Annotated in this window: 15 protein-coding genes and 3 tRNA genes; 14 read left to right on the top strand and 4 right to left on the bottom strand. The window is 60.8% G+C overall.

The genetic code is table 11. The annotated features are described in order from the left end of the window. Positions 1-43 precede the first annotated feature (43 nt). From F0M18_RS00090 to F0M18_RS00060, 7 genes are read left to right on the top strand one after another with little or no spacing between them, the layout of a single operon-like run. Positions 44-556 (top strand): CvpA family protein, encoded by a 513-nt coding sequence (locus F0M18_RS00090; RefSeq protein ID WP_149609354.1) that lies wholly within the window; start codon positions 44-46, stop codon positions 554-556. Between the two features lie 19 nt (positions 557-575). Next, positions 576-2,099, top strand: coding sequence for an amidophosphoribosyltransferase (gene purF, locus F0M18_RS00085; RefSeq protein ID WP_149609353.1), 1,524 nt, complete (start codon positions 576-578; stop codon positions 2,097-2,099). Between the two features lie 6 nt (positions 2,100-2,105). Next, positions 2,106-3,305 carry an O-succinylhomoserine sulfhydrylase gene (locus F0M18_RS00080; protein WP_149609352.1) on the top strand — a complete coding sequence of 400 codons (1,200 nt, stop codon included), beginning with the start codon at positions 2,106-2,108 and terminating at the stop codon, positions 3,303-3,305. Positions 3,306-3,327: 22 nt separating this feature from the next. Continuing rightward, entirely contained in the window at positions 3,328-4,257 is a 930-nt protein-coding gene (locus tag F0M18_RS00075; protein ID WP_149609351.1) for an AAA family ATPase, read from the top strand. A gap of 58 nt (positions 4,258-4,315) precedes the next feature. Beyond that, entirely contained in the window at positions 4,316-5,269 is a 954-nt protein-coding gene (locus F0M18_RS00070; protein ID WP_262500780.1) for a DUF58 domain-containing protein, read from the top strand. Continuing rightward, positions 5,266-7,248, top strand: coding sequence for a transglutaminase TgpA family protein (locus tag F0M18_RS00065; RefSeq protein ID WP_149609349.1), 1,983 nt, complete (start codon positions 5,266-5,268; stop codon positions 7,246-7,248). Before F0M18_RS00070 ends, F0M18_RS00065 begins: the two co-directional genes overlap by 4 nt. Next, complete coding sequence (locus tag F0M18_RS00060) at positions 7,248-7,760, top strand: GNAT family N-acetyltransferase (RefSeq protein ID WP_149609348.1); 513 nt, start codon at positions 7,248-7,250, stop codon at positions 7,758-7,760. Before F0M18_RS00065 ends, F0M18_RS00060 begins: the two co-directional genes overlap by 1 nt. 74 nt (positions 7,761-7,834) lie before the next feature. Here F0M18_RS00060 and acnB read toward each other — a convergent pair whose 3' ends face one another. Further along, positions 7,835-10,450, bottom strand: a complete 2,616-nt coding sequence (gene acnB / locus F0M18_RS00055) for a bifunctional aconitate hydratase 2/2-methylisocitrate dehydratase (RefSeq protein WP_149609347.1) — start codon at positions 10,448-10,450, stop codon at positions 7,835-7,837. Between the two features lie 184 nt (positions 10,451-10,634). Here acnB and F0M18_RS00050 point away from each other — a divergent pair, with 184 nt between their 5' ends. Further along, on the top strand, positions 10,635-11,117 hold the full coding sequence (locus F0M18_RS00050) for a DUF1289 domain-containing protein (protein WP_149609346.1): 483 nt from the start codon (positions 10,635-10,637) through the stop codon (positions 11,115-11,117). Then, positions 11,114-11,728 carry a tRNA-(ms[2]io[6]A)-hydroxylase gene (gene miaE / locus F0M18_RS00045; RefSeq protein ID WP_149609345.1) on the top strand — a complete coding sequence of 205 codons (615 nt, stop codon included), beginning with the start codon at positions 11,114-11,116 and terminating at the stop codon, positions 11,726-11,728. The genes F0M18_RS00050 and miaE overlap by 4 nt, the downstream gene beginning before the upstream one ends. Before the next feature lie 123 nt (positions 11,729-11,851). Here miaE and F0M18_RS00040 read toward each other — a convergent pair whose 3' ends face one another. Both F0M18_RS00040 and F0M18_RS00035 read right to left on the bottom strand, forming a co-directional pair. After that, complete coding sequence (locus F0M18_RS00040; protein ID WP_149609344.1) at positions 11,852-12,562, bottom strand: UDP-2,3-diacylglucosamine diphosphatase; 711 nt, start codon at positions 12,560-12,562, stop codon at positions 11,852-11,854. Further along, on the bottom strand, positions 12,563-13,060 hold the full coding sequence (locus F0M18_RS00035) for a peptidylprolyl isomerase (RefSeq protein WP_149609343.1): 498 nt from the start codon (positions 13,058-13,060) through the stop codon (positions 12,563-12,565). A 189-nt stretch (positions 13,061-13,249) separates the two neighbouring features. Here F0M18_RS00035 and F0M18_RS00030 point away from each other — a divergent pair, with 189 nt between their 5' ends. Both F0M18_RS00030 and cysS read left to right on the top strand, forming a co-directional pair. Beyond that, the gene (locus F0M18_RS00030; RefSeq protein WP_149609342.1) at positions 13,250-14,908 is read left to right on the top strand and encodes a glutamine--tRNA ligase/YqeY domain fusion protein; all 1,659 of its coding nucleotides are present in this window, start codon (positions 13,250-13,252) and stop codon (positions 14,906-14,908) included. 30 nt (positions 14,909-14,938) lie between these two features. Continuing rightward, positions 14,939-16,315, top strand: coding sequence for a cysteine--tRNA ligase (gene cysS, locus F0M18_RS00025; RefSeq protein WP_149609341.1), 1,377 nt, complete (start codon positions 14,939-14,941; stop codon positions 16,313-16,315). A gap of 91 nt (positions 16,316-16,406) precedes the next feature. On the opposite strand, the gene folD is transcribed toward cysS, so the two are convergent. Next, positions 16,407-17,252 (bottom strand): bifunctional methylenetetrahydrofolate dehydrogenase/methenyltetrahydrofolate cyclohydrolase FolD, encoded by an 846-nt coding sequence (folD, locus tag F0M18_RS00020; protein ID WP_149609340.1) that lies wholly within the window; start codon positions 17,250-17,252, stop codon positions 16,407-16,409. 197 nt (positions 17,253-17,449) lie between these two features. On the opposite strand from folD, the gene F0M18_RS00015 reads away from it, so the two are divergent. The 3 genes from F0M18_RS00015 (at position 17,450) to F0M18_RS00005 (ending at position 17,761) form a co-directional block, all read left to right on the top strand. Beyond that, positions 17,450-17,526: transfer RNA gene (locus F0M18_RS00015), tRNA-Pro, on the top strand. Between the two features lie 52 nt (positions 17,527-17,578). Beyond that, positions 17,579-17,654, top strand: a tRNA-His gene (locus F0M18_RS00010). Between the two features lie 30 nt (positions 17,655-17,684). After that, positions 17,685-17,761 (top strand) — tRNA-Arg (locus tag F0M18_RS00005). Positions 17,762-17,910 lie beyond the last annotated feature (149 nt).

The raw sequence follows: 17,910 nt of genomic DNA, 5'->3' as shown, positions 1-17,910 counted from the left end.
GCTATGGCGCGCTCTGCTAGAATGAGCCCGCGGGTGGCACAGCATGGTTGATCTGTCCCAGTTCAATGGCGTCGACTGGATCATCATCGTGGTGATCAGTGTCTCGATCCTGTTGAGTCTGTGGCGGGGTTTCGTCCGCGAGGCCCTGTCACTGCTGGGCTGGGTGGCGGCTTTCGTGGTGGCGCATACGTTTGTCGATCGCCTGGCACTGGAATTGGCCGCTGTGATAGCCAACGTGACCGGCCGTTACGTTGCGGCCTATGCCATTCTGTTCGTCTCTACCCTGGTGGTGTTTACCCTGGTGGTGAAAGTGGCGACCGGCCTGGTGCGCGCTGTGGGTCTCAGCGTTCTCGATCGCCTGCTGGGAACCATTTTCGGCTTTGCACGCGGCGTGATCCTGATCCTGGTGGCGGCCTACGTTGTGCGCCAACTGGTGCCGCCCCAGGATCAACAGTGGTTGCACCAGTCCGTGTTGATGCCCCATTTGAATATGCTGGCAGACTGGGTGCAAACGGTATTCTCCAATACGGTGCCCAGCGCCGGTATAGCGACCTGAAGCAAGAGGTGAAAGCACAATGTGTGGTCTGGTAGGACTAGTGGGAAGCCATAACGTGGCCCCAGACATTTATGATGCCCTGACGGTGTTGCAACACCGTGGCCAGGATGCCGCCGGCATCATGACCTGCGAAGGCGGTCGCTTCAGCTTGCGCAAGAGCGAGGGGCTGGTGCGCGACGTGTTCAGGCAACAACACATGCAGCGGCTGGAGGGCAGTATCGGCATCGGCCATGTGCGCTACCCCACCGCGGGCAGTTCCGGCCCGGCCCTGGCCCAGCCCTTCTATGTGAATTCGCCTTACGGTATCGCCCTGGCGCATAACGGCAACCTTACCAATGCCGAGCAACTGGGCAAGGAGCTGTTCCAGGATGACCTGCGGCACCTGAATACGGACTCCGACTCGGAGGTCCTGCTCAATATATTTGCGCACGAGTTGCAGACACTGGGGAAATTGAGTCCCGGTGCCGACGACATTTTCCAGGCAGTGGAAGCGGTACACCGCCGCTGTCGCGGCGGCTACGCCGCGGTGGGACTTATTGTGAACTACGGCGTGCTGGGTTTCCGCGACCCCCTGGGCATCCGGCCCCTGGTTGTCGGCGAGCGACAGGGGCTCAATGGCCGCAAAGATTACATGATTGCCTCCGAGAGCGTGGCGCTGGACGTACTCGGCTTCAGCCTGCTCGGGGATGTCGCGCCCGGCGAGGCCGTGTTTATCGACATGGAAGGCACCCTGCACCGTCGCCAGTGCGCCGAAGCGCCGGTACTGCAACCGTGCATTTTTGAACATGTTTACTTCGCGCGTCCGGATTCCCTGATGGACGGCATCTCCGTTTACAAGACCCGGATGCGCCAGGGGGCTGCGCTGGCCAGCAAGATACGTCGCGAACGCCCGGACCTGGACATCGATGTCATCATCCCCATCCCGGATACCAGCCGGATTGCGGCGCAGTCCATGGCCCATGAACTCGGCATCAAGTTCCGCGAGGGCTTCATGAAGAATCGCTATATCGGCAGGACGTTTATCATGCCGGGCCAGAGCCAGCGCAAGAAGTCCGTGCGCCAGAAGCTCAACCCGGTACCACTGGAGTTCGAGGGCAAGAACGTGATGCTGGTGGACGATTCCATTGTGCGCGGTACCACCTGCAGGCAGATTATTGAAATGGCCCGGGATGCGGGCGCAAGCAATGTCTTTTTCGCCTCGGCAGCACCGCCGGTGCGGTTTCCCAATGTCTACGGTATCGACATGCCCTCGGCCTCGGAACTGATCGCGCACGGCCGCAGCGTTGAGGAAGTGTGCGAGCTGATTGGCGCTGACTGGCTGGTCTACCAGGACCTCGACGACCTCATCGAATGCTCCCGTGAAGGCAACGAACAGATTGATGCCTTCGACTGCTCCGTATTCAGCGGCGATTACATTACCGGCGATGTCGACCAGCACTACCTCGACCATATAGAGGCTCAGCGCAACGACGAAGCACAGAGTCGCAAACGCGCGGCACAGCAGGAGGAGGGCGCTGTTGTGGGCATCCACAACAATGCCTGAATGCGTATGAGTGACAATCACGACGACCCCCTCGCGGGAGCCGGGCTGGACACGCTGGCGGTACGTGCAGGCAACGCGCGCACCGGTGAGGGCGAACATTCCGAACCCATCTTCGCCACTTCGAGCTACGTTTTTGCCAATGCGGCGGAGGCTGCTGCGCGCTTTGCGGGCGAGTCACCGGGCAATGTCTATTCGCGCTACACCAATCCCACCGTGCGCACTTTCGAGCAACGCATCGCGGCCCTGGAGGGCGGTGAGGCTGCGGTCGGTACGGCCTCGGGCATGGCCGCCATACTGTCTACCGCCATGGCGCTGCTGCAAGCCGGCGATCACGTTGTCTGCTCGCGGGATGTGTTCGGTACCACGACCAACCTGTTCAGCAAGTATATGGCGCGGTTTGGCGTGCAGGTCAGTTTTGTGCCCCTGCTGGACCTGGCGGCCTGGCGCGACGCGATTCGCCCGGAAACGGCGATGCTGTTCCTGGAAACGCCGAGTAACCCGCTGTGCGAGGTGGCCGACATGGCGGCCCTGTCAACGCTGGCTCACGACAACAATTGCCTGCTGGTTGTCGATAATTGCTTCTGCACACCGGCCCTGCAGCGGCCGCTGGCACTGGGAGCGGATATTGTTGTGCATTCTGCGACCAAGTACCTTGATGGCCAGGGGCGCTGCGTCGGTGGTGCCGTTGTTGGCAGTGCCCGGCATATGCAGGAGGTGGAGACCTTCCTGCGCACCTGTGGCCCGACCATGAGCGCCTTCAACGCCTGGGTATTTCTCAAGGGGCTGGAAACCCTGCGCTTGCGCATGAACGCACACAGCGAATCGGCGCTGGCGCTGGCCACCTGGCTGCAACAGCAGGACGCGGTAGAGCGGGTGTATTACGCCGGGCTGACAACGCATCCGGGCCATGCACTGGCCAGCCGCCAACAGAGCGCCTATGGCGGCGTGCTGTCCTTCCAGATCAAGGGCGGCCAGGAAGAGGCCTGGAAGGTGATAGACGCCACCCGCATTATGTCGCTCACCGCTAACCTGGGTGACGCCAAAACCACGATTGTGCACCCGGCAACAACCACCCACGGTCGACTCAGTGACGAGCAGCGTGAACAGGCCGGTATCAGTCGTAACCTGATCCGTGTGTCTGTCGGTCTGGAAGACGTGGATGATCTCAAGGCTGACCTGCAGCGGGGCTTCGCCGCGTTGGCCTGAAACCGATAACCGGGGCGCAGTTATGCAGTTACAGGAAGCTATCGATGCCGCCGTTGCCGAGGTCGGCACGGTCCTGCTGGGCAAGGAGCCGCAAATACGTCTCGCGCTGTGCTGCCTGTTTGCTCGCGGCCACCTGCTGATCGAAGACCTGCCCGGTATGGGCAAGACCACGTTGTCACATGCCCTGGCTGATGTCCTCGGCCTGTCGTGGAAACGCGTGCAGTTTACCAGCGACCTGCTGCCAGCGGACATCCTCGGGGTGTCGGTTTACGACCGCAATGATGCCAGTTTCAGCTTTCATCCCGGCCCCATATTTACCCAGCTGCTGCTCGCTGATGAGATCAATCGCACCACGCCGCGCACGCAGAGCGCACTGCTTGAAGCGATGGCAGAAGGGCAGGTGACGGTCGAGGGGGAGACACGGCCACTCCCGGATCCGTTTTTCGTCGTCGCCACCCAGAACCCGATACACCAGTCCGGCACTTATCCCTTGCCGGAATCGCAGTTGGATCGTTTCCTGATGCGACTGCAGCTCGGCTACCCGCATCCGCAGGCCGAGCGTGAGATGTTCCAGCGCCAGCAAAGCAACCAGACCGAGCGCCGTCCACTGCGCCAGTTGCTCAGCCACGAACAGTTGCAGCAGATTCGCACTGCGGTAGGGCAGGTGCATGCCTCGGACAATATTCTCGATTACCTGCAACGCCTGGTGGCCTATACCCGCAACAGCCCCGAGTTCGAAGTCGGACTCTCGCCGCGAGGCGGCCTCGCCCTGCTGGACTGCGCCCGCACCTGGGCGGTGATGAACAGTCGCGGGCATATCGTGCCCGAGGATCTGCAAACTGTGCTGCCCACCGTGGCGGCGCATCGCCTGGTGCCCAGCGGCGACTACGCCGGCGATGGCGCCGCCCTGGTCACGTTGTTGCAGCGCAATGTCGACGTTATCCGTCCCTGACGCCGGGTAGATGGTCGCGGCGACTGGATCGATTGACAGGGCGGGCTTGAGGGCCCGCTTGCGCAGCCGTTTCCGCAACTGGGTGGATCGGCGTATTCCGCCTGCCAGGATGGTGACACTCGATCAGCGGCGTATTTTTATTTTCCCCAGCAGGGTCGGCCTGTTCTTCGGCCTGTGCCTGTTGGTGATGTTGCTGGCCGCGATCAACTTCCAGAACAACCTGAGCTATGGCCTGACCTTCCTGCTGTTCACGCTGTTTGTCGTCGCCATCCTGCATACCTATGCGAACATGTCCGGGCTGACTATCCGCGCGGTGCACGCGCGCCCGGCATTTCCCGGCCAACAGGCCGAATTTGCGCTGCAGCTGGAGCGCAGTCGGCGCAAGGAGCATATCGCTATTCGCCTGGGCTGGCCTGGCGGCGTGGAAGTCACCGCCAACCTGGCCGAATGTGACAGCCTGCGCCAACAGCTTTACCTGCCAGTGGGCCAGCAGCGCGGCTGGTATAGCCCCGGTCGCCTGCGCATGGAATCCAGTTATCCCCTGGGCCTGTTGCGCTGTTGGAGTTGGGTGGACCTGGAACTGTATGCACTGGTTTACCCGCGGCCACTGGCGTCTGCCGAACTACCGGGGCTGGCGGCGGAGTCACCGGATGGCGCCGCGGTGCCGATTGAGGGCAGCGACGATTTCTACGGTTTCAGGAATTACCGCGAGGGCGATTCCCTGCGCCAGATCTACTGGAAAGGGCTGGCGCGCGGACAGAACCTGCAGGTCAAGCAATATGCAGCTTACGCTGACCGCAGCGTATGGCTGGACTGGGAACTGTTTCCCGGCCTGCCTACCGAGCAGCGCCTGTCGCACCTGTGCTATTGGGCACTGGCATTTGATGCGCAGGGCGACGAGTACGGTTTGCGTCTGCCCGGTGTGACCATAGCGCCGGACTGCGGCGAACTGCATCGCGAGCGGGTCCTGCGCGCGCTGGCCTTGCACGGGCTTGAGGATCCCGGGCTGTGAAGGCCCCGCAACAGATACCGCGCAATGCGCTGGTGTGGATTATCCTGGCCCTGTTCACCCTGGTGCTACCGCATCTGGCGCGCGTCCCCACCTGGGTGCTCGCGGTGTACCTGCTGGCAGCGACCTGGCGTGTCATGGTATATCGCGGCAGCTGGTCGTTCCCGCGTTGGCCGATAAAACTGGCGTTGATCGCCAGCGCGTTTGTGGGGATTCTGCTCAGTTACACCAGCCTGATCGGTCTCGAGCCGATGGTGGCGCTGCTGCTGGCGGCCTTTGCTTTCAAGTTGCTGGAGCTGGCGGAGCGCAAGGACGCCTACGTGCTGCTGTTCCTCGGGTACTTCGTCATTCTCACCGAATTCCTGTTCAGCCAGGACCTGCTCATTGTCTTGCTGTGCCTGTTGAATGTGGTGCTGGTGACCACCGCGCTGGTGGCATTGCATCGGCCGGGCGACGATCGATTCAATGCCCGGCCCGCCAGGAAAGCAACGGCCATGGTGCTGCAGGCACTGCCGTTAATGCTGGTGCTGTTCTTCCTGTTTCCGCGCATAGGCCCATTGTGGACAGTGCCGCTGAAAAGCCAGCAGGCTAAGACCGGTATGAGTGAGTTCATGAGCCCGGGCGATGTATCCCGACTGAGCCGCTCCGGAGAGGTGGCGTTCAGGGTGAAGTTTGAGGGTGAAATACCGCCCCAGTCGCAGCTTTACTGGCGCGGCCTGGTGATGAGTCGTTTGCGCCAGAATACCTGGAGTGCACTGAATTACTACGAGGTGCCGGCTACGGAGCGACGCCCGGCGCCGGTGCTGTCGGGTGAGCCGCTGTCTTATTCGGTTATCATGGAACCGACCCAGCAGCGTTGGCTGTACAGCCTGCGCTACGCCAGCTCCCCTGATGCGGGTATTCTTGGCGCGTCGGATTATCGCCTGTTCCGGCCGCTGCCAATAGAAGACGATTTTCTGTACCAGGTGCGGTCCTGGCCCGAAGCCAAGCTGGATCCAGCGCTCTCGGCCTGGCGTCGGCGCGCCGAACTGGCGTTGCCTGCGGAGGCGAACCCGCGGGCGCGGGCCCTGGCGGGGTCGATTGCCGCAGACGCCGCCAACCCCCGGCAGATCGTGGCGCGCGTTCTGGCTCTGTTCAACGAGCAACCCTTTGTCTATACACTTGAACCGCCGCTGCTGCCGATCGACAACCCGATGGATGCCTTCCTGTTCGAGACCCGCCGGGGGTTTTGTGAGCACTATGCCTCCGCCTTCGTCATTATGATGCGCGCTGCCGGGGTGCCGGCGAGAGTCGTCGCCGGCTACCAGGGTGGCGAGGTCAACCCGGTCAACCGGACCGTGATCGTGCACCAGTTCGACGCGCATGCCTGGGCCGAGGTCTGGCTGGAGGGCGAAGGCTGGATTCGCGTTGACCCGACATCGGCCGTGGCACCGGAACGCATTGAACGCGGCCTGGAACAGGCCATCGCGGAGGAGGGCACCTTCCTCGCTGATTCACCGCTGTCACCACTGCGCTATCGCAGTATCAATCTCGTCAACCAGTTGCGCCTGCGCTACGACGCCCTGACCTATCGCTGGCAAAGCTGGGTTGTCGGCTTCAACGCTGAAACCCAGTTTGAGCTGCTGCAGCGCTGGTTCGGCGGAGTCGATGCACGCAAATTTGCGCTGTTTATCCTGGGCAGTTTTGCGCTGGTGCTGGTGCCGGTGGCGCTGTCACTGTTGCTGCGTCGCCGGACCAACGCGTTGAGCAAGCTCGATCGCCTTTACCTGCAGTTCTGCGCACGCCTGGCCAGAATGGGCGTTACCCGCGAACCGGGTGAGTCGCCGGCGGCTTACGCGCGCCGAGCACAGCGCAGCGTGCCCCGACTCGCCGACAGGATTGACGCGATAACCGGTGATTACCAGCGCCTGGCCTACGCCGGCGAGGCGCAGGACAAGGCGGCACTGGCGCGGTTTGCGCGCGCAGTCAGGGAGGTAGGCTGATGATCAGGACAGTGCGCGCAGAAGACGCGCCCGCGCTGGCGGAGATTTACAATCATTACATTGTTAACAGTCCGGCGACGTTCGAAGAGCGGGTTCTCGAAGTGGATGAGCTGCGCCAGCGCATAGAGACGGTGACGGGCATGGGTCTACCCTGGCTGGTGGCGGAAGCCGCCTCACGGGTGGTTGGCTATGCCTATGCGAATCGCTGGCGCGATCGCAGTGCCTATCGTTACTCCGTCGAGAGCACGGTCTACCTGGATCCGCAACATATCGGCGAGGGTTGGGGCGCCGCGCTGTATTCGTCCCTCTTTGACGGGCTGCGTACCAGCGGTGTGCATGCGGTGCTGGCGGGGATCACCTTACCCAATCCGGCTAGCGTCGCGCTGCACGAGAAGATGGGCATGCGCAAGGTCGCGCATTTACACGAGGTGGGGTACAAGCAGGGGCAGTGGCTGGATGTGGGCTACTGGCAGCTGGTTCTTGATGGCAGCGTCCCCGGTAGTCCGGAATAGATAATCGGTCTTTGCGATCAAACAAAAAAAACCCGCCGAGGCGGGTTTTTTTATTTGCGTTGCCGGTCGGCTGGTCAGGCGCTGAGCTCCTGGATTTCCACGGCGGCGATACGCTTGCCTTCTTCGGCGCTCTTCTGGAAATCAGAGATCTGGTCGAAGTTAAGGTACCGGTAGATATCCTCAGCCATGGCGTCGAGGTTCTTGGCGTACTCCATGTACTCGGCCGGCGTGGGCAGCTTGCCGAGGATGGCACCGACAGCGGCCAGTTCGGCCGAGGTCAGGTACACGTTGGCGCCATCACCGAGTCGGTTGGGGAAGTTCCGCGTGCTGGTGGACAGCACCGTGCTGTTGGCTGCCACGCGGGCCTGGTTGCCCATGCACAGGGAGCATCCCGGCATCTCGGTGCGCGCACCGGCGGCGCCAAAGATGTTGTAGTAGCCTTCTTCCATCAACTGGTGCTCGTCCATCTTGGTGGGCGGTGCCAGCCACATGCGGGTGGAGATGCCGCCCTTGTGCTGCTGCAGCAGTTTGCCCGCCGCGCGGAAATGGCCGATGTTGGTCATGCACGAGCCGATGAATACCTCGTCGACTTTGTCGCCGGCGACGGAAGACAGCAGGCGTGCATCGTCGGGGTCGTTCGGGCAGCAAACGATAGGCTCGTTGACTTCTGCCAGGTCGATCTCGATGACCGCACTGTATTCGGCGTCCGCGTCGGCTTGCATCAGGCTGGGATTTTCCAGCCACTCTTCCATCTTGCGTGCGCGACGTTCCAGCGTGCGCGGGTCGCCGTAACCGTCGGCGATCATGGAGCGCAGCAGTACGATGTTGGAGCGCAGGTACTCGGCTACAGAATCTTCGGAGAGCTTGATGGTGCAGCCGGCCGCTGAGCGTTCAGCGGAGGCATCCGACAGCTCAAATGCCTGTTCAACGGTGAGGTCGTCGAGGCCTTCAATTTCCAGGATGCGGCCGGAGAAGATGTTCTTCTTACCCTTCTTTTCAACGGTCAGCAGGCCTTCCTGGATCGCGTAGTAGGGGATGGCGTGTACCAGGTCGCGCAGGGTAATGCCGGGCTGCATCTCGCCCTTGAAGCGCACCAGCACCGACTCGGGCATGTCCAGCGGCATGACGCCCGTGGCGGCAGCGAAGGCCACCAGCCCGGAACCCGCCGGGAAAGATATGCCCATGGGGAAACGCGTGTGTGAGTCACCACCGGTGCCCACGGTGTCGGGCAGCAGCATGCGGTTCAGCCACGAGTGGATGACGCCATCGCCGGGACGCAGTGATACACCGCCGCGGGTCATGATGAAGTCCGGCAGGGTGTGCTGGGTATCGATGTCCACGGGCTTGGGGTAGGCCGCGGTGTGGCAGAAAGACTGCATGGTCAGGTCTGCAGAGAAACCCAGGCAGGCCAGGTCCTTGAGTTCGTCACGGGTCATCGGGCCAGTGGTGTCCTGGGAGCCCACGGTGGTCATGCGCGGCTCACAGTAGGTGCCGGGGCGGATGCCGTCGGTGCCGCAGGCCTTGCCGACCATTTTCTGTGCCAGGGTAAAGCCTTTGCCGGTGTCTTCCGGCTGCTCGGGCTTGCGGAACAGGTCGGACTCGGGGAGGCCGAGGGCTTCGCGGGCGCGAGTGGTGAGGCCGCGGCCGATGATCAGGTTGATGCGGCCGCCGGCGCGAACTTCGTCCAGCAGGACATCTGACTTGAGTTCGAATTCCGAGATCACATCACCGGCTTCCGAGAGGATCTTGCCCTCGTAGGGACGGATTTCGATCACGTCGCCCATGCCCAGGTCGTCAACCGGTGCTTCAAAAACCAGTGCACCGGCATCTTCCATGGTGTTGTAGAAAATCGGGGCTACCTTGCCGCCGATGCAGATGCCGCCGCCCTTCTTGTTGGGTACACCGTCGATCTCATCGCCAAAGAACCACAGCACCGAGTTGGTGGCGGATTTGCGCGAGGAGCCGGTACCGACAACATCGCCGACGAAAGCCACGGGCAGGCCCTTGGACTGGATTTCCTCGATCTGCTTCATCGGGCCGGTTACACCGTGTTCTTCAGGTTCCAGGCCGTCGCGGGTCATCTTGTACATGGCCAGCGCGTGCAGGGGAATGTCGGGTCGTGACCAGGCATCGGGAGCGGGGGAGAGGTCATCCGTGTTGGTTTCACCGGTGACCTTGAACACGGCCACCTTGATGGACTCGGGCACGGCATCCTGGCTGGTAAACCATTCGGCATCCGCCCAGGATTGCATGACCGCCCTGGCGTTTTCATTGCCTTTCTCGGCCAGCTCGGCGACGTCGTGGAATGCGTCGAACATCAGCAGCGTGTGCTTGAGTTCTGCAGCGGCTTGCGCGCCGAGATCGCTATCAGGCAGCAGGCCCACCAGCGTTTCAATGTTGTAACCACCGTGCATATTGCCCAGCAGCTTGACCGCTGCCAGCCTGTCGATCAGCGGGCACTCGGTCTCGCCTTTGGCGACGGCGGACAGGAAGCCCGCCTTGACGTAGGCGGCCTCATCGACACCGGGGGGTACGCGATTGGTGACCAGGTCCAGCAGGTAGGCTTCTTCGCCTGCGGGAGGGTTTTTCAGCAGCTCAACCAGCCCGGCGACCTGCTCGGCGTTCAGGGGTTTTGGGGGAATATTCTGAGCGGCACGTTCGGCCACATGTTCGCGATACGCTTCTAGCACGGTAGAGCTCCTTTAGCTTGAAAGAAGTCCCCCGGCAGAGGGTAGCGCCGGCGGCTCCTGTGGAGAAAAATCGCCGCGAAGTATAGCCCACAAGCAAAATAAGATAAATGAATCGCACCCTATATCGTGCATTCACCGTGGTGATATTCTAAACTTTGTCCCCTGCCTGTAATCCCGCCTGGACATGTTCGATTTATCCGTCAAAACACCCTGTATCGGCGTCTGTTCCACCGGCATCGGCGACACGGTCTGTCGCGGTTGCAAGCGCTTCAGTCACGAGGTGATTGACTGGAACAGTTACACACCGGAGCAGAAGCGTATTATCGATGGCCGGCTCTCCGGCTTTCTATCGCAGTGTGTCAGTAACAAATTGCAGGTCCATGATGCGGCGCTATTGCGGTGGCAACTGGAAACCCAGAACGTGCGTTTCGTTGCGCACCACGATGCCTACTGCTGGGTGTTCAGCCTGCTCAAGGCCGGTGCCGGGCAGATCGACAGTACGCGCGACTTCGGTTTTGAAGTTGACCTGCGCTATCGTGACCTGACACTGGCGCAATTGCGCGAACGGATCGACAGCGAGTTCCTGCTGTTGTCCCAGGCGCACTACGACCGCTACATAGCGATGCCCGACCTGTTTGGTGACAATTTTGGTGACAATGTTCCATGAGCACAGCCCCCGATATAAGCCACATTCTCGAGTTCCTTGCCTGTCCGACACCACGCGCCTGGGTGGACTGGGCACTGCAGAACCAGGATGTTCTCCTGGTCGATCACGCCAACTGCGAAAAAAAGGCGGCGTCCACTGCGCTCAACCTGATGTACCGTTACGTGGATCATCACGATCTGCTCAACAAGCTGTCGCGATTGGCGCGGGAGGAACTGCGCCACTTTGAGCAGGTGATTGCCATCATGCAACGTCGGGGAGTGGCCTACCCGCAACTTACCGCGGCACGCTATGCCGGTGCGCTGCGCAAAGAGGTGCGCACAGAGGAGCCGGGCCGGCTGGTAGACACGCTGCTGGTCGGTGCCATCATTGAAGCGCGTTCCTGCGAGCGCTTTGCCGCGCTGGCGCCGGAACTCGATGAGGAGTTGCAGGCTTTCTACCTGTCGCTGCTGAAGTCGGAGTCACGGCATTTCCGGGACTACCTCAAACTGGCGGAAGCGGTGAGTTCCAGGGCAGAAGTCGATACGCGCCTGGCGGCGCTGTTGCAGTGTGAGCGGGAATTGATCGAGTCGCCCGACGAAGAGTTTCGTTTTCACAGCGGGGTGCCGGCATAGTCACGCCGGGCAGATTACGCCCCTGCCTTCCCGTTTGAGCCCTGCGTCGGGGCGCGCCGAGTACAGTATCGAGCAGGCAGAAAGGTGCGATAATTGACTTGATGAAAAGTCAGTAACGCATTGTTAAATATCGAATTTAACCAAATCAATATGATCCGGGCCAGCGTCGATATACCAGCCATGCCGCTCCCAGTCTCCCAGCACAATACGTTCGCCCAGGGGGACCTGGTGCCGCGCCGGACGGTGGGTGTGACCGTGAATCATGCGGCTGACACCGGCTTCCCGCATCACCCGATCGACCTCTGCAGGAGTGACATCCATGATGTCTTCTGCCTTGTTCGAGTTGGCCTCTTTGCTCATGCTGCGCAACTGCTCGGCCAGGGCCCGGCGCTCGGCGAGGGGTTTGGCCAGCAGTTCGGCCTGCCACTGTGGGCTGCGGGCGCTGCTGCGAAAGCGCATGTACTCTGCGTCGCCGGTGCAGAGACTGTCTCCGTGCATCAGCAGGGTGGGGGTGCCATAGAGGTCAATAGTGCTTGGGTCGGGCAGCAGTGTTGCGCCGATGCGATTGCAAAAGTCCTCCCCCAGCAGGAAATCCCGGTTGCCCTGCATCAGCATCAGCCCGGGGCCCTGTGCGGAGAAGTCAGCGAACAGTGCAGCCACCGAGGCGACGAAGGCTGAATCGTCGTCGTCGCCTACCCAGGCCTCGAACAGATCGCCGAGGACATAGAGTGTCGAACAGTCGCTGTGGTCGTTGAGAAAGGCCGCCAGTGCCCAGGTAATCTCGGGCCTGGCGGGATCCAGGTGCAGATCAGATATGAAGAGTGTACGCGACACTTACTCTTCGACGATTACCACGGTTTCGATGATCACCGGGTCAGTGGGGACGTCCTGGTGGCCACCGCGTGAGGTGGTCGGCACCGCCCTGATCTTGTCCAGGACTTCTTCGCCTTCGGTAACCTTGCCGAACACGGTGTAGCCCCAGCCTTGCATGTTCTTGCCGGAGTGATTCAGGAAATCATTGTCCTTGACGTTGATGAAAAACTGGGCCGTGGCAGAGTGAGGATCCATGGTCCTGGCCATGGCAATGGTGCCAAAGTCGTTCTTGAGGCCATTATCTGCCTCGTTTTCAATCGGTTCGCTGGTCGGCTTCTGGTTCATGTCGGTGTCGAAGCCGCCACCCTGGATCATGAAGTTGTCGATCACGCGATGGAAGATGGTGCCGTCGTAAAAGCCATCCCGGGCGTACGACAGGAAGTTTTCCACGGTTTTGGGCGCTTTGTCGGCGTCCAGTGCCAGCTTGATTTCACCGAAAGTGGTGCGAATGATAACCATGTTGCTCGTCCCTGTGAGTTTGATTCTGGTGAGGGGAGGCAATGATACGGGCTTTTCCGCCACAGGAAAACAACGGGAGCGGATGAATAAGCCGTTATTTTACTGTGGAAACAGGGTCTGGCGGCTTAAAGCGTGGCGCGTTCGCCGCTATAATACGCGCCCTTTGCCCCACCCAGGCCACTTCAAACTATGGAAAACACGCCCGCCAGTAACTTCTTGCAGACCATCATCAGTGATGATCTGGCTTCCGGCAAAGTAACGGAAATTGTCACCCGCTTCCCGCCGGAGCCCAATGGCTACCTGCACATTGGTCATGCCAAGTCGATCTGTGTCAACTTCGGGCTTGCCGAAGCCAATGGTGGCCGCTGCAATCTCCGTTTCGACGACACCAACCCGGAAAAGGAGAGTCAGGAGTTTATCGAGTCCATCCAGCAGGATGTGCGCTGGCTCGGCTTTACCTGGGACGGGGAGGTGCGGTTCGCGTCCTCGTACTTTCAGCAGTTCTACGAGTGGGCGGTGTACCTGGTGGAGCAGGGCAAGGCTTATGTGTGCGACCTGAATGCGGAGCAGGCGCGTGAGTATCGCGGCACGCTCAAGGAGCCTGGCCGCAATAGCCCCTATCGCGACCGCCCGGTCGCGGAAAATCTGGACCTGCTGGCCCGTATGAAGGCCGGGGAGTTCGGCGAGGGAGAGCGCGTACTGCGCGCCAGGATCGATATGGCGTCACCCAATATGAACATGCGCGACCCGATCCTTTATCGTATCCGCAAGATGCCGCATCACCAGACCGGCACGGAGTGGGCTATCTATCCCACCTACGATTTCGCCCATGGGCAGGAGGATGCCATCGAGGGCATTACGCACTCGATCTGCACACTGGAGTTCGAGGACCACCGCCCCCTCTACGACTGGTTCCTGGACAACCTGCCGGTACCAAGCCGACCCCGGCAGTACGAGTTCGGGCGCCTGAACCCGAGTTACACCATCACCAGCAAGCGCAAACTCAAGCAGCTGGTTGACGAGGCCGTGGTGGCCGGCTGGGACGACCCGCGTATGCCCACCGTATCCGGTATGCGCCGTCGCGGTTATACGCCCGCCGCCATCCGCAAGTTCTGCGATATGATCGGTACTACCCGCTCCGACGGCGTGGTTGACGTGGCCATGCTGGAATTCGCTATCAGGGAGGATCTCAATGCCAATGCGCCGCGCGCCATGGCGGTGCTCAAGCCCCTGAAAGTCGTGCTCACGGATTACCCGGAAGACAAGACCGAAATGCTGGCGGCACCAAACCACCCGACGCGCGAAGATCTCGGCCAGCGTCAGCTGCCCTTTACCCGCGAGGTCTATATTGATGCCGAGGACTTCCGCGAGGAAGCCAATAAAAAGTACAAGCGCCTGGTGCTTGGCAAGCGCGTGCGACTGCGCAATGCGTATGTGATCGAGGCCGACGCGGTGGTCAAGAACGACGCCGGGGAGATCGTCGAGGTGCATGCGCACACTATCCCCAACACGATTGGCGAAAACCCCGAAGATGGTGTGAAACCCAAGGGTGTGATTCAGTGGGTGTCGGCTAGCGCCGGCAAGCGCGCCGAAATCAGGCTGTATGACCGTCTGTTCAATCACGAGGCGCCGGACCGTGGCGACAACGACTTTATGGCGCACATCAACCCTGAATCACTGCAAATCGTCAATAACGCATGGATAGAGCCTTCCCTGCTAGAGGCGCTGCCGGAGCAGGGCTTCCAGTTCGAACGCGAGGGTTACTTTGTGGCTGATCGATACGATCACAGCAGTGAAATGCCCGTATTCAACAAGACCATCGGCCTGCGTGATACCTGGAACGATTAGCGGTTAGCGCGGAATAGACAAGGAGCAATCATGAGTCTCAAGGTTTACAACACCATGAGCGGAGAAAAGGAAGTATTCGAGCCGCTGGTCCCCGATACGGTCACCATGTACGTATGCGGCCCCACAGTTTACAACCTGGCGCATATCGGCAATGCGCGCCCGGTGGTCGTGTTCGATACGCTGTTTCGCCTGTTACAGACGCAATATGCCAACGTGACCTACGCCCGCAATATTACCGATGTCGATGACAAGATCATTGCCGCGGCAAAGGCCAGCCAGCGCAGTATCGAGGCGGTTACGGATGAATACACAGCCAAGTATCGCGAGGATATGGCAGCACTGAATGCCCTGCCGCCGACCCTTGAGCCGCACGCCACCCACAATATCGACGCCATGATTGAACTGACATCAACGCTGGTAAGCAAGGGCAATGCCTACGAGTCACAGGGGCACGTCCTGTTCGCCGTCGAGTCCATGGCGGATTACGGCAAGCTGTCGCGGCGAGCGCTGGACGACATGCTCGCTGGTGCGCGGGTGGAAGTGGCTGACTACAAGCGTCATCCCGGGGACTTTGTGCTATGGAAGCCCGCTGCGGAGGAAGACCCCGGCTGGGATAGCCCCTGGGGGCGTGGTCGACCGGGCTGGCACCTGGAGTGTTCCGCCATGATTCGCGCGCATCTGGGTGAAACCATCGATATTCATGGCGGTGGTCGGGACCTGATTTTTCCGCACCATGAAAACGAAATAGCCCAGAGCCGTTGTGCCCACGGCGGTGACTACGTGCGCTACTGGATGCACAACGCCTACCTCGATATCGACGGCGAAAAAATGTCCAAGTCGATGGGCAACTTTCGCACCGTGCGCGATCTGCTGCAGAGCTATCGCGGCGAGGTCCTGCGCTTTGCTTTGCTGAGCGCACACTATCGGTCCCCGCTCAATTTTTCTGCTGAACTGCTGGAGCAGGCCCAGGCCACGCTGGACAGCCTTTACAGCACACTGCGGGATGTGCAGGACATCGAACTGGATACCGAGGTTCGACTGGCTGAGGAGCCTTTTTACAACGCGCTCAATGATGATCTCAATACGCCGGTTGCCATCGCCGAGATACACGCGCTGGCGCACCAGTTGCACAAGGCGGATGCGGCGGAAAAACCTGCGCTGAAGGCGCGCATACTGGCGGCGGGCAACCTGCTTGGCATCCTCGGGCAGGACCCGGAAGCCTGGTTACAGGGAACCTCGTCGGAGGATGCGATCTCAGCGGATCAGATTGAGGCGCAAATTGCAGCACGCCAGGAAGCCAAGGCGGCGAAGGATTTTGCCCGGGCAGACGAAATCCGGGACGCACTGGCTGCCCAGGGGGTGATCCTGGAGGATTCCCGCGAAGGGACCAAATGGAAGCGCGGCTGACCCGGCCTGGCGCCGGCGCCATTAGTGCACAGCGCCGACGGCGTGCGCCGCGGTGCATGGGGCAGGCAGTTCGCTTCCCGGGGCAGGGTGCCTAGCCCAGGCTTTTCTCGCCGGACTCCACGCTCTGCATAATGAGCGTATTGATGGTCATCGGGCCCACGCCGCCCGGCACCGGTGTATAGGCGGAGGCCTTCTCCACCAGCGGCGCCAATTCGATATCGCCAACCCCGCCCGGGTGATAACCCGCATCCACAACGACGGCGCCTTCTTTCACCCAGTCCGCCTTGATGAATTCCGGCTTGCCGACAGCCCCGACCAGGATGTCTGCTTGTGCTACCAGGGAGGGCAGGTCCTGTGTGCGGGAATGACAGATGGTGACCGTGGCGTTCTTCTGTAACAGCATCATCGCCATCGGTTTGCCGAGAATAGGGGAGCGCCCAACCACCACGGCATGCTTGCCTTCGATATCAATGTTGTAGTGATCGAGTATGCGCATGATGCCCTGGGGGGTGGCGCAGCCGTAGGCGTCCTCGCCCATGGCCATGCGGCCGAAGCCAAGGCAGGTGACGCCATCGACATCCTTGCCCAGGGCGATTGCATCGAAGCAGGCGCGTTCGTCAATCTGGGGAGGTACGGGATGTTGCAGCAGGATGCCGTGCACGTCGGGATTACTGTTGAGTTCTTCGATCTTGGCCAGCAACTCTTCTGTGCTGGTCGATGCCGGCATTTCCACCGCCATGGAATCCATGCCCACGCGCCGACAGGCGTTGCCCTTCATTTTTACATAGGTGGCGGAGGCGGGGTCATCACCGACCAGGATGGTCGCCAGTATGGGCGTCTTGCCTGCAGACTTCTCCTTGAGCGATTCCACTCGGGCGAGTAACTCGGCCTCGGTTTGGGCTGCCAGGGTTTTGCCATCCAGTACCAGTGCGGACATCGGTCAGGTTCCTCTCAAACGGTGAAAAAGCGGCAGGATAAGGCCCCCGCGGAAAGCCGCGCATTGTCCCATAACGGGGGCGGGCAGTGGAAGGGCGCGAAGTGAAAATAGCGTGCCGCGGCGTTGACGCTCCGCCCACTGATGAGTATTATGCGCGCTCCTGAAAGGGAGGCCGGTCAAGGCTTCCAACTGATTATCGGGGTATAGCGCAGTCTGGTAGCGCGCCTGCTTTGGGAGCAGGATGTCGGGAGTTCGAATCTCTCTACCCCGACCAACTCTCCAGCCACAACCTGGTGAGGGTGATAGTTCAGTCAGGAACGGCGATGGTGGCCGTAGCTCATCAGGTAGAGCACCGGATTGTGGCTCCGGAGGTGGCGGGTTCGAGACCCGTCGGCCACCCCATCCCATTCGTTGTAAGATCAAACCTTCCCCGGGGGTATAGCTCAGTTGGATAGAGCAACGGCCTTCTAAGCCGTGGGTCGAGGGTTCGAATCCTTCTACCCCCGCCACTAATCCTCAGGTGTATCCCGGACACATGGTTTACACCTTATACCGGAGACATGGTTTACACTTCCGGTAAAAAAGGATTGGCGGCGGGTTCGACCCGCCCCACATCCTCATCAAAGAATCCTAGATCATATTCCATAAAGCTGACCAG

The sequence above is a fragment of the Pseudohalioglobus sediminis genome, assembly GCF_008370495.1.
Taxonomy (GTDB): domain Bacteria; phylum Pseudomonadota; class Gammaproteobacteria; order Pseudomonadales; family Halieaceae; genus Halioglobus.
The sequence above is the reverse complement of the archived record's forward strand: the minus strand, read 5'-3'. Positions and strand labels throughout refer to the sequence as shown.

Excerpts from the sequence above, each read along its gene's own strand:
- F0M18_RS00090 (WP_149609354.1), top strand. The coding sequence starts at position 44 with ATGGTTGATCTGTCCCAGTTCAATGGCGTCGACTGGATCATCATCGTG.
- purF (WP_149609353.1), top strand. The coding sequence starts at position 576 with ATGTGTGGTCTGGTAGGACTAGTGGGAAGCCATAACGTGGCCCCAGAC.
- F0M18_RS00080 (WP_149609352.1), top strand. The coding sequence starts at position 2,106 with ATGAGTGACAATCACGACGACCCCCTCGCGGGAGCCGGGCTGGACACG.
- F0M18_RS00075 (WP_149609351.1), top strand. The coding sequence starts at position 3,328 with ATGCAGTTACAGGAAGCTATCGATGCCGCCGTTGCCGAGGTCGGCACG.
- F0M18_RS00060 (WP_149609348.1), top strand. The coding sequence starts at position 7,248 with ATGATCAGGACAGTGCGCGCAGAAGACGCGCCCGCGCTGGCGGAGATT.
- F0M18_RS00050 (WP_149609346.1), top strand. The coding sequence starts at position 10,635 with ATGTTCGATTTATCCGTCAAAACACCCTGTATCGGCGTCTGTTCCACC.
- miaE (WP_149609345.1), top strand. The coding sequence starts at position 11,114 with ATGAGCACAGCCCCCGATATAAGCCACATTCTCGAGTTCCTTGCCTGT.
- F0M18_RS00035 (WP_149609343.1), bottom strand. The coding sequence starts at position 13,060 with ATGGTTATCATTCGCACCACTTTCGGTGAAATCAAGCTGGCACTGGAC.
- F0M18_RS00030 (WP_149609342.1), top strand. The coding sequence starts at position 13,250 with ATGGAAAACACGCCCGCCAGTAACTTCTTGCAGACCATCATCAGTGAT.
- cysS (WP_149609341.1), top strand. The coding sequence starts at position 14,939 with ATGAGTCTCAAGGTTTACAACACCATGAGCGGAGAAAAGGAAGTATTC.
- folD (WP_149609340.1), bottom strand. The coding sequence starts at position 17,252 with ATGTCCGCACTGGTACTGGATGGCAAAACCCTGGCAGCCCAAACCGAG.